Below are 14,819 nucleotides of genomic sequence, written 5' to 3' on the forward strand. Positions count from 1 at the left end.
CCCCGAACGGTTGCTTGGACGAACAGGTGGTGTTACACGTATCCGCGGTCGATCAATTCGTACAATTCATCGTCAGTGCGGCTTTCCGCACTCGTTGCCTCCACCGTTTCCGGGGCATCGGGCCCCTCCGGCACGAGGAGGGAGAAGACGTGACGGCCGAGCGTCTGCGGGGTGGGGTGGGAGAACGCGACGGTGGCCGGGAGCCGCACACCGACCGCCGCGGTGAGCCGGTTGCGGAGCCGCACGGCCATCGAGGAGTCGAAACCCAAGGCCTTGAAGGTGTCGGCCGCCCTTGCCGCGACATCGGCACCCGTCAGATCCACCCGGCCCAGCACGGCTGCCGCTTCGGCGCACACGAGATGGAGGACCGACGCCTCCGAACCCAGGTCCGCCGTCCCGGCCCTCGCCCCCGGTCCGTCCTCCCGCGCGGCGGGGTCCGTGTTCGGGGTGCCGGTGTCGTCGGGTGCCGTCAGCCAGTACCGCTGCCGCTGGAACGCGTAGGTCGGCAGACCGATCCGGCGCGGCCGGTCCGCGGCGAACACCGCCTCCCAGTTCACCGGCACACCACGCACGTGCAGCTCGGCCAGCGAGGTCAGGATGCTGCTCGCGCTCCCGTCGCTCCTGTGCAGGGTACCCACCATCACCGGCGAGGCCGCCAGCGCGTCGGCGATCTCTCCCATCGCCACCGCGAGCACGGGGTGCGGACTCACTTCGACGAACACACCGCCGCCGTCACGCATCAGGTTTTCGACGACCTCACCGAAACGCACGGTCGAGCGCAGGTTGTCGTACCAGTACGGGCCGTCGAGCACGGGCGTGTCGAGCAACCCCCCGGTGACCGTGGAGTGGAACTCCACCGGTGACCTTCTCGGGGAGAGCCCCGCGGTGGCGTCGAGCACCCGGTCCCGGACGCGTTCGACGTGGTGGGAATGTGACGCGTACTCAATCCTCACCCGGCCGACCGGGACGCCGTCACCGGCCGCCATCGCGGCGAACTCGTCCAGTGCCTCGAGGTCCCCGGAGATCACCACGGAAGCCGGCCCGTTGACCGCACCCACGCAGAGCCGCCCCGACCACCGCCCCAACCGGTCCTCGACCCATCCAAGGGGCGCGGACACCGCGGTCAAACCGCCCGCGCCGGCCAGCTCGGTCAATGCCCGGCTGCGCAGGGCGACGATCCGTGCCGCGTCCTGAAGCGGGAGCACATCTGCCACGCACGCCGCTGCGATCTCGCCCTGCGAGTGGCCCACCACCGCATCGGGAACCACGCCCAGGGAACGCCACACCCGCGCCAGGGACACCATCATCGCGAACAACGCCGGCTGGACCACGTCGTCCCCGCGCTCCAGCGAGGGCGCCGACTCCACACCCGTCACCAGGTCCACCAGTGACCAGTCCACCCACGGTGCGAGAGCACGCGCGCACTCATCGATCCCGCGCGCGAACACCTCCGACTCCGCGTACAGCCGCCGCCCCATGCCCAGCCACTGCGAGCCCTGGCCGGGGAACACGAAGACGACGGGTCCCACCGGTTCCGCAGCCACTCCTGTGACCACACGCGCCGAATCGGCGCCCGCCGCCACCAGGTCGAGACCGGCCAGCGCCTGCGCACGGTCACCGCCCAGCACCACCGCCCGGTGTTCGAACGACGTCCGCGTCGACACCAGCGAGTACCCCACATCGGCCGCCGTCAGCGACGCGTCCGCGGCCACGTGGTCCCGCAACCGCGCCGCCTGCTCCCGCAGCGCCGGCTCCGACCGCGCCGAGAGCACCCACGGCACCACCCCGGAAACGCCCGTGGGGGCCGGGCCGTCACCCGCGGCGCGGGGCTGCGTCCGCCGCGCCGGTGCCTGCTCGAGAATCACGTGCGCGTTCGTGCCACCCATCCCGAACGCCGACACCCCTGCCCGCCGTGGCCGGCACGGCGCGCTCGGCCAGGGCCGTGCGGCAAGGAGAACCTCGAAGTCCTTCCGGAAGTCGGGAATGGCGGGGTTCGGGGACCGGAAGTTCAGACTCGGAACCAGGTGGGCGCGGTCCAGGCACAGCGCCGCCTTCACCAGGCCGACGATTCCCGCGGCGGGCTCCAGGTGCCCGACATTCGTCTTCACCGAGCCGATCACCAGCGGGCGGCTGCGGCCCGTCTCCCGGAACACCTCGCGCAGACCGGCGATCTCGGCCGGATCACCGACCCGGGTACCGGTGCCGTGGGCCTCGACATAGTCGACACCGTCGAACGGAACAGCGGCGCGTTCCAGAGCGGACAGCACGGTCGCCGCCTGCGCACCGGGGCTGGGATCCGGTATCCGGGAGGACGCGCCACCGCTGCCGACACTCCAGCCACGGACCACCGCGTAGATGTGATCGTCGTGGGCGACGGCAAGGTCGAGTCCCTTCAGCAGGACGAACGCCCCGCCCTCTCCTCGGGTGAAACCGCTGGCCCGTTCGTCGAAGGCGAAGCAGCGGCCTTCGGGCGACAAGGCGCCCAGATTGGCCATGCCGAGCCCCGCCTCCGGATCGGCGACCAGGTTGACGCCGCCCACGATCGCCATGTCGACCGCGCCGCTCCGTATCCGTTCGCATGCCAGCGCGAAGGACACGAGGGCGGAGGACTGGCCCGAGTCCGCGCAGAAGCTCATCCCGCGGACATCGAACAGGGCCGAGATCCGGTTCGCGATCAGCGCGCCGCTCGAGCCGAGCGCCGCGTAGTGGTCGTCCCGGTCGCTGCCGGACCGTGTGCGCAGCAGCTCGTACCCCGACTGCGCGGCGCCGACCACGACATCGATCTCGCGGCCCGCGAGCGCGGTCACCGGGACACCGGCGTCTTCGACGGCCTCCCAGGCGAGCTCCAGCCCCAGCCGCTGCACGGGGTCCATGGCGGCCGCCTCCGCCGGCCCCGTGCCGAAGAACTCCGCGTCGAACCCGTCGATGGAGTCGAAGAAGGAACCCGAGTTCACGGTGACGGCGTCCGGGTGGGACGGGTGCCTCGTGGCGACCGCACGCTGCTGGGGAAACGTTCCGACGGTCGACTTCCCGTCAAGCAGCAGGCGCCAGAACTGGTCCGGACCGCCCACACCCGGGAAGCGACACGACATCCCGATGACGGCAATATCGGTGGCTGCGCCACTCATACGCATCCCTTCCGGTTCCCTCGGCGCACGGCGCTGCCGGGCTGCATCGTCCTCACCGCCAGGAGGTCAGCAGCTTCAGCAGCTCCTCCGGCGCGTCCATGAAGTCGTAGTGGCCGCCGTCGACCACCCGGATGTCGACCGCGTCCGAGTACCGACGCCACGCCGCAAGGTCGTCGAGGCTCACGCCGGGGTCGTCGCGCCAGTGCAGTACGACGACGGGGCAGCGCACGGCGACCGGCTCCGCCCGCCGGTACGCACCCGCGGCGGCGTGATCACGGAGCAGCACGGCCAGGCCCAGGTCGATCATGTCCGGCCGTGGCTCGATCCCCCGGCTGCGGATGAACGATTCCACCTCGGCGCGCAGTTCGGGTTCGGACATGGTGAGCATCGGATCGCGTGAGGCGTCGTGCGGTGCCGGCTGGCCCGACACGAAGAGGCAGTCCGGACCGGGCAGGCCCAGGTCGGTGAGCCGGACCACGGTCTCGAACGCGGGCAGCGCGCCCGCGCAGTGCGCGAAGAACGCGAACGGCCGATCGAGCAGCGGCACCAGGGCGGGGACCAGGTCCGCGGCAAGGTTCTCGTAGGTGCCGTAGTGGGGATGGGCCAGCCGGTTCTCGCGGCCGGGGAACTGCACCGGGCAGACCTCGATGTCGTCGAGCACGGCCGGCCAGGCGCTGAAGGCCGAAGCCCCGGCCCCGGAGAAGGGGAAGCAGAAGATCCGGGCGGCGTGGTCGGCGGACGGCGGACGGACGAACCACGGCGAGGTGGAGCCGGTGGAGCCGGATGTCATGGCGTCTTTCGTTTCCTGGCGACGATGGGGAGGTGGGTCATCCCGGCGATGAAGTACGACCGCAGGTGCTGCGGTTCGCCGGCGAGCTCGATCGATCCGAACCGCTGGAGCAGTTCCTCGAAGAAGATGCGCAGCGTGAGCCGGGCCAGCGGTGCCCCGACGCAGAAGTGCGGCCCGAACCCGAACGCGACCTGGCGCTTCGCGCCGCTCCGGGTGATGTCGAACTCATGCGGGTCGGGGAACTGGGACTCGTCCCGGTTGGCCGACCCGATCCAGGCCACAACCGCCCCGCCGGCCGGGACCGTGCCCTGGCCGATCCGGGTGTCGTGCACCGCGTACCGCATGAAGTTGCACGCGGCCGATGTCCAGCGCAGCCCTTCCTCGACCATGTTCGGGACCAGCGAGGGGTCGGCATGCGCCTTCCCGAACTGCTCGGGCCGCTCGATGAGCGCGTGCACCATGCCCGAGACGGTGTGCGGCGTCGTCACGTTGGCGCCCAGGAGAATGCTGTAGCCGTCGAGGGCGATCTCCTCGTCGGTCAGCGGCGCGTCTCCCGCGCGGACGCTCATGAGATGGTCGAGCAGGCTCCCGTCCTCGCCTCCGGTGTGCCTGCGCCGTTTGACCCAGTCGGTGACGTAGGTGACGAGTTCGTGGTGCGAGATGGCCAGCGTCGCGGCCTCGCTGCCGTGCCGGAAGTGCGGGTCCGAGGGTGCCGTCACCATCGCGGTCAGCTGCACGAGTTCGCCCCAGTCCCGCTCCGGGATCCCCAGGATCGGGCCCGTGACGATCGCCGGGAGGAGCAGCGCCTGCTCGGCGAGGTCGAAAGGGCCGCCGTCGAGCGCCGGTTCGAGGAAGGCCACGATCGCTCGCCGGATCCGGTCCCGCCAGGACGACACGGACCGCGCGGTGAGTCTGGCGCCGATCGCCCTGCGGACCTCGGTGTGTCGCGGCGGATCGGTGGACGTCATCAGCTTGCCCGCCGCGACGTCGTCCACCCCGAGGTGGGTGACCACCGTGCCGCGCTCCGAGGTGAACTCCCGGTGGTCGCCGAGCACGCGGCACACGTCGTCGTATCGAGTCACCGACCAGAACTCCCTGCCGTCCGGCAGGACCTGGTGGTGCAGGGGCGCCTTCGCCCGCATCACGTCCCAGACGGCGTGCGGATCGCCGGACGTGTAGAGATCCAGGTCGAACAGGTCGACGCGGCCGAGGTCGACGTCGTTGCCGGTACCCGGTGTCAACCTCACGTCCGTGCCCTCCCCCGGGCGATCAGCTCGGCGACCCGGGCCGGGGTCTGCGCCAGGTAGAAGGCGCGCACGGACAGTTCGACTCCGTAGTCCCGGGCCACACGGTCGATGATCCGGATCCCGATCAGGGAATTGCCGCCCAGCGCGAAGAAGTCATCATCCGCCCCGACCTCGCAACCGTCGAGGTACTCCCGCCACAGCGCCGCGATCTCGTGCACGAGTGACACCGGCGCACTCGAAGGCGCGGCTTGTGGTTCTGCCGCCTCGTCCTGTCCACCTCGCTGGTGGCCGCGCGGCTCCAATTCCATTGCCAGCCTTTCCTTCACCACCGACCGGGAACACCCGCCCACGCCATTGCCGACCCAGCTGCCGTCCCCGGTGTCCGGTGGAGATATTGATGGAAATCGTGCCGTCCGGGGAACCCCGTGCCGGAGATGACGGTGCGGACACTTTGCCGGGCAACGGTTGTCCCGCCGACAGGACAGCAATGGGCTCTTCCGATCCTGCCCGGCTCGACCGTCCATGTCACCCGTCCACGGGCCGGCACCGTTCCGGCCGGGCACAGATCAGTCCGAACCAACACCCGGTCACGCAAGGCCATAGGCAGTCGTGTCGTTGCCATCGAAACTTCGCAGAATTATGGTGACGACCGGGAGACAGGTTCAGCATCTTCTGGCCGAACAATCAAGTACTGAAGGAGATTTCGTTGCTTAAGTCGCAACGACTTGCGATGCTACCCATCGACTCGTACGATCTCGATTCCGAATTCTCTGTGGTGGACCACCACGACTACGGAGGCGAGTATGATGCCCTCACCTTCGGATCGTGGTCGTCCCACGTGCTGGCCAATGGCAGCGGCGTCGAATCCGACGACGCCTTCCGCCCGCACGACGGCAGCCTGACCCTCACTGAGCTGGGCAGGCAGCTGCCCGGCATCATGTCCCTGGTGACCGATCACTTTTCCCTGGACCGGTTGCAGTGGGTGCGCGTCTTCAGTCTCCGTGACGGAATCATGACCCCGCACGTCGACTTCCTTGAATTCGCCGAGCCAGGCACCAGGTTGCAGATTCCGCTGCGTACCAGCGAGGAATCCCTGCATTCCGAGAATGACATCGTCTATCACCTCCGCCGCGGTGAAGTGTGGAAGATACACACCACTGACCCTCATTCTGCGTGCAGCTCCGCCGGCACCGCCCGGCTCTCCCTCTGTCTCGACTTCTCGGGCGCCGAGGAGCCCGTTGAGATCCGCAACGACATTCCCGCAACGGAGTCGATCCGCATCATCGAACGGCCTGAGGCGACCGAAGCGGAGATCGAAGAACTCCTGGAATCCGGCCGGAATTGGACCCCGGCGACCATGCGGTCGGCCTTCCGCCGCTTCGCCGAGCTCCACTTCGAGCGGCACGCGCATGCCGCCGCGACGTTCGACTGGTACGTCGAGGCCGCGCGTCGCGCCGGGGACGCCGACATGGTCGCAAAAGCCGAGGCCTACCGCACGTACTGCATCGGGAAGCGGACCTACGGGGAGGAGTTCGTCTGGTGAGGACGTCCTCACGGACGGGGACAGCGAACAGGTACCTGGCACACCTGAGAAGGGGCTGACGTGTGAACACAATTGACGACGTAGTTCTGGAAAAGGCTGCGGCGGAATACGCCGAACAAGGCTTCTACATCATCCGAGACGTCGTGCCCGAGGATGTCCTGGAGGAGGCACGTGCCCACGTCGAGTGGCTCACCCGGAAGTATCCGGATCTGCGTCCCGAGCACTTCCACCACCCGCTGATCCGCAATGACGCCTTCTGGGCACGTCTGGTCTCGGATCCCCGTCTGGTGGACATCGCGGAGTTCTTCCTCGGTCCGGACGTGGCATGCTTCACAGCCCACTACATCTGCAAGCCCCCGTACGACGGACAGCCCGTGCTGTGGCACCAGGACGGGGCGTACTGGACGCTGAGTCCGATGGAGGCGCTGACGGTGTGGCTGGCCGTCGACGAGAGCACCACGGAGAACGGCTGCCTGAGGATGATCCCCGGCAGCCACCAGCTGCCGCTGCACAAACCGTCGGTCCGCACGGACGTGCCCAACATGCTGTACTCCACCTCCGACGATGTCCTGGTGCGGGAGTGGGCGGAGAAGCGCGGAATCGTGGACATCGAACTCAACCCGGGGGATGTCTCGATCCACCATCCCCATCTGCTGCACTGCTCGGAGGCGAACACCTCCGCCAAGCGACGGTGCGGTCTCGACATCGGCTACATATCGACGACCACCCGGATCCATAGTCAGGGGCTGTACCTCGACCCACTGCTGGTGCGCGGAACCGACACCGAGGGCTTGAACAGCTACCGTCCGTTTCCCGCTTACCAGGAGGGCGAGACGATTCCCTTCGCCGGCAAGGACGAGTGGAACGACAAAGCGGCCGCGCTCAACGAGGCATTGCCGCCTCGCTCACGGGACCTTCCTCGGGAGAGCCCGATCGAGACGACCCGGCACATGGTCGACCGTCTGCGCGCAGGGACCGTGAAGCGCTGATCACAGCCGCGCCCCGGCCGGGGCCGGCTCGGTTTCGTGGACAACCGCACATGCGCACGGCAGGCGCTTCCGAGCTCATCGTGTTCGGAGGCGCCTGCGCGTGTCACCGTCAGCTCCTCACAGACGCACGGGAAACGAGGAGAACAGCCGGGCGCCACCGGGAATGAGCTCGCGGTACCTCAACTGACGGCGGCTCACGGTGATTTCCAGGGTGTCGCGCTGGATCAGCAGGTGATTGAGGGCTATCTCGCCTTCGAGGTTGGCGAGCGCCGCGCCGACGCAGCGGTGCGGGCCGGCACCGAAGGCGACGTGGGCTCCCCCTTGCGGCACCACACGCTCCACGTCGCACCGTTCGGGGTCGCTGTAGACGCGTGGGTCGTAGTTGGCGGACTGAAGGGAGCCCGTCAGGGCATCGCCCTTGCAGATGGGGACCCCGGCGAACTCCATGTCCTCGGTGGCGTACCGCGGCCCCGCGCTCGGGATGGGGTTCCCGATCCGCATCAACTCCTCCATGGCATGGGGCAGCGCTTCCGGCTTGGCGCGCAACAGGGCCAGCTGATCAGGATTGTCGAGCAGGGTGAGAACGGCGTTCGGGATGAAGTGGGCCGTGGAGTGGTATCCGCCGTTCACCAGTACGCCGATCAACGAGACTATCTCGGCGTCGGTGAGCCGGTCACCGTCTTCGCCCTCCGTCTGCATCAGGGTGGAGATCATGTCGTCCGCCGGCTCGGCCCTGCGCTTCTGGATGAGGTTCTTCGCGTAGTCGAAGAGGCTCCGGGTGCTCTTGGCGAAGTCGGCGTCGGGGTTGGCGTACTCGTCCATCCATTTCCGCAGCTGCGGCTGGTCTGCCTCGTCAATTCCGACGAGCTCACAGATGACGGCACCGGTCAGCGGTGTGGAGTACTCCCGGACGAGGTCGACGTGTTCCTTCTGGGCCAGGTCCTCCAGGAGTCGGGCAGAAACCTGCTCGATGCGCGGCCGCAGTGCCTTGACGCGCTTGACGGAGAACGCGGGCGCCACGAGGCGCCGCAGCCGGGCGTGGTTCTTGCCGTCCTGGAGCATCAGGCTGTTCGCCAGGTAACCCGCGATGTCTTCCGGGACACCGAGGTTCTCGATCATCTGTCCGGCTATGTTGAGCCCTTGGTGGCCCGGCACGTTGCTGGCGTCCACGACCAGCCGCGGGTCGTTCAAAGCCGCTTTGACCTCTTCGCTTCGCGTGATCAGCCAGACCGGCGGCCCACCGGGGAACCCGATGCGCACGAGCGGCGCCATCTCCCGCAGGCGCGCGAAGGCGCCGACGGGGTCGTCCTCGAACTCCGGGTCCAGCAGGCTAGCGACCGGTTCGGCCATCTTCGTCTCCTTCAGGTTCTTGTCGGAGGGCATGAGGTGTGAATCTCCCATGGCTCTGCTTCTCGTTCTGGGTGAGTGCGGGGGCCCTAGCGCTCACGGGCGCATTCCAGCTCGATCAGATCGAGTACCTCCCGGGCGCGGTCGACCAGGTACATGTGGTCGCCTGGGAGTTCCGCGTAGCTGAATCCGCCCGTGGTCGCTTTCCGCCATTCCTGCGCCTGTTCCGCTCCGACCAGGCCGTCGGATCCGCCCCGAATCGAACAGATCGGCACCGGCACTGGTTCGTCGGTGCTCGGAACGTAGTTCTCGTGCATCTCACAGTCGGCCCGCAGCACGGGGAGAATGAGTTCACGCATCTCCGGGTGGTCGAGGGCCTCGTGTCTGAACCCCGCGAACTCCTCGACCCTGGCGAGGAACTCCTCCTCCGGAAGGCCCGTCGCCCGTCGCTCCCGCTGTGTCCACGGTCCCGGCGAACCGCTGACGACCAGCCGGTCCACGGACACGTCGCGCGCGCTCAGCAGATGCACCAGCTCGTAGGCGAGCACCGCGCCCAGACTGTGTCCGAACAGCACGGTCCGCGCCCCTTCGCCGAGGTCCGCGACGATGTCGTCCACCGCATTCCTGGCCGCCTCCGCGACATTCCGGTACGGCGTCTCCAGAATCCGCCGTTCCCTGCCGGGCAGTTCGACCGGGACCACGCGCCACCGGCCGGCGGACAGCGCCCGCCACGGGTGGAAGAACGAAGGTCCCGCCCCCGCGAACGGTGCGCACAGCAGCACGGTCCGGTCCCGGTCTTCCCTCGTCACAGCGCCAGCTTGCGGGCGATGACCCTCATGACCTGGCCCGCCGGTTTGGGCATGTGCAGGGAGTCGTGCGTGGCGTCCACGTCGTACTCCTCGATGGAACCGAGGACGTAGGGCCGCCATTCGGGTCCGTACGAGCCCTCGTCCTTGTCCAGCTTCGCGTTGAAGTACAGCACGTCGCCGCGGTAGACCGGCGGGGAGAAGTCCTGCATCCTGGCCAGGTTGTTGGCCCCCACCTCCGCCATGGCGTCCAGGAAGACGGCCATGTTGTCCGTGTTCATGAACTGGCCGAAGAACTCCTCGATGTGCTTCCGGTAGGTCGTCGGCACCGTGCCGGTCAGGTTCCTGAAACCGCTCGCCGGTTTGGAGTCCAGGACCGCCACGACGCCGACCTTGAGCCCGCGGCGGTCCAGGGCATCGGCGATGGCGTGCGCGAGCGGGGCGCCGTAGGACCAGCCGACCAGGTGGTAGGGCCCCTCCGGCTGGGTCTCGAGAATCTGGGTGAGGTAGTCGTCGATCATCTCCTCCACCGATCCGGCCAGCGTGCCCTTGCCGCCCGAACCGCGGGACTGCAGGGCGTAGGCCGCCCGGTCCCGCACGTACGGCGCGAAGGTGAAATACGCCCAGCCGAGCCCGCCGCCTCCGTGGATGAACCACACCGGCGCCTTCCCGGTACCGGGATCCCTGTGCAAGGGCAGCACGACCTCGAACGAGTCGACGTGGTCGTCCGGGATGCCGCTGCCGAGCAGCAGCGCGGCGAGCTCGGCCACCGTGGGGTACCGGACGATCGTCCGGACGGGCATGTCGACACCGAACTGCTTGCGGATGCGGGCACTGAGCCGGGTGGCCAGGAGTGAGTGTCCGCCGAGCACGAAGAAGTCGTCGTCGATACCGACCTTCTCCACGCCGAGCAACTCGCCGAAGAGGGAACACAGCTTCTTCTCATGGGAGTTGCGCGGCTCTCCGCTGCTCGTGGTGGTCGTGGACTCCGCCGGCAGCGCTCGCCTGTCCAGCTTGCCGGCCGGGGTCAGCGGAAGCTCCGGAAGCGGCACCACCGCGGCCGGGACCATGTAGTCCGGCAGACGCCCGCGCACGTACTCGGGCAGCTCTACGGTCAGCGGGCCGATCGCCGTGGCGAGTGCCGGGGCGTTCGCCCGGATCTGTCCGGCCACATCGCTGGGCACGAACCCCCCGGAGACGGCCCGCCGCTCGGGCAGCAGCACCGCGTCGAAGCCGTGGACGGCCTCTCCCGACCAGGTGATGACCGCGTCCCGGCCCTGCTGCCGCGCCCATTCGGCGAGGTCCTCCGGATCGAGCGGCCCGCCGGAGGTCGCAGCCGCACCCAGTACCCCGGCTGACGTCGCCGCGGCGACCTCCTCCGCCAGCCGCGCGTTGGGTATCCCGGTCACCCGCACCGGGCCGGATCCCGCCCGCTGCACACAACCGCGCAGACCGGCCAGGTCGGACACCTCCCGGCCCCACGGCACCGCGGGCGCCCCGGTCAGATCGAGCACGTCGGCCGGCTCCTTGTGCAGGACGACCTCGTAGCGGTGCCGGGTCAGCTCGTTGTGCACCCGCCCCGGCTTCAACCGGATGTCGACCCCGACGCCGTGGTCGGCCGCCCAGGTGGCGAACCAGTCCGGGGCGACCACCAGCTCCCGCTCGCCGAGCACGGCCTGCTCCACCATCGCCCGCAGCTCGTCGTGCGAGGCGTGCGGCCGCGCCGCGCGTTGCACCGCGGTCAGCAGAAGCCGGAGTGTCGCGGCGTTGCGGACGTCACCGACGATCAGCCGACCGCCGGGTGCGAGGAGTTCCATCGCCTCGCGCAGCACTCGATCCAGGTACTCGACGCTCGGGAAGTACTGCACCACCGAGTTGAGCACCACTGTGTCGAATCCGGCCCGGGGAAGCCCGGAGACGTCGTCGGCCGCCTGGGCGCTCAGCCGCACCCGGTCACCGTGGCCGGCCTGCTCGACCTGCTTGCGGAGCCGGTCCACCACCGTGGCCGAGATGTCGGTGCCCCAGTACTCGTCGACCTCGCCGACGATCTTCGACAGCAGCAGGCCGGCGCCCACACCGATCTCCAGCACCCGCCGCGGCGCGAACCGCAGCACCTGAGCCACCGCCGCCTCCCGCCACTCCAGCATCTGCTCCAGCGGAATCGGTTCACCGTCGTAGGCCGACTTCCACAGCTGGAAGTCCTCGCCCAGCGCCTCGTCGGCGGATTTGGCATACGTGTCGTCGTGGACCTGGCGCCATTCATCCACCTGGGCACCGGCATCGGCCACCATGGCGTCCGGATCGGGTACCACGTACGCCACAAGGCGCTTGTCGCCCTGCTGGTTCTCGCGCACCACCACCGCCGCCTGCGCCACGCTGGGATGCCCGGCCAGCACATGCTCGATCTCGCCCAGCTCGATGCGGAGCCCGCGGATCTTGACCTGGAAGTCGGTTCGGCCGATGTACTCGAGCTGGCCGTCCTTGTTCCACCGCACCACGTCCCCGGTGCGGTACATCCGGCCGCCCGGCTCACCGTAGGGGCAGGCCACGAACCGCTCCGAGGTCAGAGCGGTCTGCCCGAGGTAGCCCCGCGCCAGGCACGCACCGGCCAGATACAGCTCACCGGTGACGCCGGGCGGGACCGGACGCAGCGCCTCGTCCAGGACGTACACCTGGTTGTTCCAGATCGGCGCGCCGATCGGCACTCGGTCCGCACCCGGTACGTGCTGCCACGCCGTGACCTCGACGGTCGCCTCGGTGGGGCCGTAGAGGTTGTTCGCCGAGCAGCCGGGCAACAGCTCGACGAACCTGTTGGCCAGCGGGGCCAGGAACGGCTCGGCCGCGACCTCGATCCAGCGCAGGCTGGTGCACTTCTTCGCTTCGGGCTCGGCGACGAACGCCTCCAGCAGGGAAGGCACGAAGTCCGCGCCGGTCACCTGCTCCCGCTGGATCAGCTTGGCCAGGTACTCCGGATCCTTGCGTCCGTCCGGGCGGGCGACCACCACGGCAGCACCCACCTGCAAGGGGGCGAACAGCTCCGGCACCGACGCATCGAAGCTCGCCGAGGTGCTCAGCAGCACCCGGTCCTCGCCGTCGACATCGAAGTGTGCCAGCCCCCACTTCACCCGGTTCATGATCGACCGGTGCGCCACCTGTACCCCCTTGGGGCCGCCGGTGGAACCGGAGGTGTACATCACGTAGGCGGCGTTGTCCGGCGACAGCGTCCGTTCCGGATTCACCTCCGGGTACGCCGAGACCTCCGGAAGCGCGTCGTCGAGCACGAGCAGCGGCTCCGCGCTGTCCAGCAGCTGCCGCACCCGGTCCTCGGGCAGTTCGGTGTCCACCGGCAGATAGGCCGCACCCGCCTTGGCCACCGCGTAGATCGCCACCATCAGCTCGACCGAACGCGGGATGCGCACCGCGACGATCCGCTCCGGGCCCGCACCGCGTTCGACCAGCCAGTGCGCCAGCTGGTTGGCACGGCGGTTGAACTCCCGGTAGGTGAGTGTCTCCTGTTCGCCGATCACCGCGACCCGGTCCGGTTCCCGTTCCACCTGGGCCTCGAACGCATCCGGCAAGGTCTCCGCGGCCACCGGACGCGCGGTGTCGTTGACCCCCCGTACCAGCCACTCCCGCTCCTGCGCCGACAGTACGTCGACGGCGCTGACCGGTGACTCGGGGTCGGCGGCCAGCTGCTTCAGAAGACGCGTGAACCGAGCGGTGATGGCCTCGACCGTGTCCCGGTCGAACAGCTGGGTCGCGTACATGAGGTCGCCCCGCAGCGCCCCCGACTCGTCCTGGGCCATGCTGAAGAGCAGGTCGAACATGGCGGCCGAAACGAGGTGCTGCTCGAACTCCACCTTGAGTCCGGCGAGTTCGAAGTCCTGCTTCTCGAAGTTCTGCCAGGCGAACGTCACCTGGAACAGCGGCTGGTACGCCGCGGAGCGGTCGGGGTTGATCAACTCGACCAGCATCTCGAACGGCACGTCCTGGTGTTCGTAGGCAGCCAGCGCCTTGTCCCGCACCTGCGCGAGCAGGTCGGCGAACGACGGGTCACCGGAGAGGTCCACCCGCAGCACCTGGGTGTTGACGAAGACCCCGACCAGATCGGCGAGCGCTTCGTCGGTCCGCCCGGCGATCGGGTTGCCGATCGTGACGTCCTCCTCGGCACCGAGCTTGCGCAGCAGCACCGCCAGCGCGGCTTGCAGGACCATCGACATGGTCATCCCGCGCTCGTCGGCCAGCGTCTGCAGTCCGGACGCCACCTCCGCTTCCACCTCGAAGTCCACCTTGTCGCCGTGCAGACTTCTCTCGGCGGGCCGCGGGCGGTCCAAGGGCAGGCTCAGCGGCTGCGGTACCCCGGCCAGCTCCGTCCGCCAGTACTCGGCCTGCGCCGCGGCCAGACTGCCCGGGTCCGCAGGGTCGCCGAGCAGCTCGCGCTGCCACAGCGCGTAGTCCTTGTACTGCACGGCCAGCGGCTCCCACGCCGGCGCCCGACCGTCCCGGCGTGCGGTGTAGGCGGTGGTCAGGTCCCGTACCAGCGGCCCGCCCGAGACGCCGTCCGAGGCGATGTGGTGGATGACCAGGACCAGGACGTGTTCCTGCGGGGACAGGCGGAACAGGCTGGCGCGCAACGGGATTTCGGACGCCAGGTCGAAATGGTGCGCGATGACCTCGTCGACCGCGCCGGACAGGTCCTCCGGCGCCACGTCGACCACCGGCACCTGCACCAGTCCCTCCGCCATCGGCAGGATCCACTGGTGGGGCTCGTCGTCGTCGTCCGTGACATACGTGGTGCGCAGGATCTCGTGCCGACCGACCACGTCGCGGATCGCCGCGACGAGGGCGTCCTGGTCCAGCGGCCCGGTCAGCCGGAACGTCGGGGAGATGTTGTAGGTCTCCGCCCCTCCCTCCAGCTGGTTCGTGACCCACATACGGCGTTGTGCGTACGAGAGCGGAATCAATGGTC

9 protein-coding genes are annotated in these 14,819 nt (G+C 68.9%); 2 read left to right on the forward strand and 7 right to left on the reverse strand.

Annotated features, from left to right (window positions below):
- Positions 1-32: 32 nt before the first annotated feature.
- Genes BFF78_RS11265 through BFF78_RS11280 form a run of 4 tightly spaced genes read right to left on the reverse strand, consistent with a single transcriptional unit; the run spans position 33 to position 5,392 of the window.
- Positions 33-3,128, reverse strand: coding sequence for a type I polyketide synthase (locus tag BFF78_RS11265; RefSeq protein ID WP_079161264.1), 3,096 nt, complete (start codon positions 3,126-3,128; stop codon positions 33-35).
- Positions 3,129-3,180: 52 nt separating this feature from the next.
- Positions 3,181-3,918, reverse strand: a complete 738-nt coding sequence (locus BFF78_RS11270; protein ID WP_069778191.1) for a thioesterase II family protein — start codon at positions 3,916-3,918, stop codon at positions 3,181-3,183.
- Positions 3,915-5,165 (reverse strand): cytochrome P450, encoded by a 1,251-nt coding sequence (locus BFF78_RS11275; protein ID WP_069778192.1) that lies wholly within the window; start codon positions 5,163-5,165, stop codon positions 3,915-3,917. The genes BFF78_RS11270 and BFF78_RS11275 overlap by 4 nt, the downstream gene beginning before the upstream one ends.
- Positions 5,162-5,392: a phosphopantetheine-binding protein gene (locus BFF78_RS11280; RefSeq protein WP_227025812.1), complete on the reverse strand. Its 231-nt coding sequence runs from the start codon at positions 5,390-5,392 to the stop codon at positions 5,162-5,164. The genes BFF78_RS11275 and BFF78_RS11280 overlap by 4 nt, the downstream gene beginning before the upstream one ends.
- A 479-nt stretch (positions 5,393-5,871) precedes the next feature.
- On the opposite strand from BFF78_RS11280, the gene BFF78_RS11285 reads away from it, so the two are divergent.
- Entirely contained in the window at positions 5,872-6,708 is an 837-nt protein-coding gene (locus BFF78_RS11285) for a putative nonproteinogenic amino acid hydroxylase (RefSeq protein WP_159032989.1), read from the forward strand.
- Between the two features lie 62 nt (positions 6,709-6,770).
- The gene (locus BFF78_RS11290; protein WP_069778195.1) at positions 6,771-7,697 is read left to right on the forward strand and encodes a phytanoyl-CoA dioxygenase family protein; all 927 of its coding nucleotides are present in this window, start codon (positions 6,771-6,773) and stop codon (positions 7,695-7,697) included.
- A 117-nt stretch (positions 7,698-7,814) separates the two neighbouring features.
- On the opposite strand, the gene BFF78_RS11295 is transcribed toward BFF78_RS11290, so the two are convergent.
- The 3 genes from BFF78_RS11295 to BFF78_RS11305 are packed head-to-tail and all read right to left on the reverse strand — an operon-like array spanning position 7,815 to position 14,814.
- The gene (locus tag BFF78_RS11295; RefSeq protein ID WP_079161265.1) at positions 7,815-9,098 is read right to left on the reverse strand and encodes a cytochrome P450 family protein; all 1,284 of its coding nucleotides are present in this window, start codon (positions 9,096-9,098) and stop codon (positions 7,815-7,817) included.
- Between the two features lie 35 nt (positions 9,099-9,133).
- Positions 9,134-9,853, reverse strand: a complete 720-nt coding sequence (locus BFF78_RS11300; protein WP_069778196.1) for a thioesterase II family protein — start codon at positions 9,851-9,853, stop codon at positions 9,134-9,136.
- Positions 9,850-14,814: a non-ribosomal peptide synthetase gene (locus BFF78_RS11305; protein ID WP_227025813.1), complete on the reverse strand. Its 4,965-nt coding sequence runs from the start codon at positions 14,812-14,814 to the stop codon at positions 9,850-9,852. The genes BFF78_RS11300 and BFF78_RS11305 overlap by 4 nt, the downstream gene beginning before the upstream one ends.
- Between the last annotated feature and the right edge of the window lie 5 nt (positions 14,815-14,819).

Source organism: Streptomyces fodineus, from assembly GCF_001735805.1.
Taxonomy (GTDB): Bacteria; Actinomycetota; Actinomycetes; order Streptomycetales; family Streptomycetaceae; genus Streptomyces; species Streptomyces fodineus.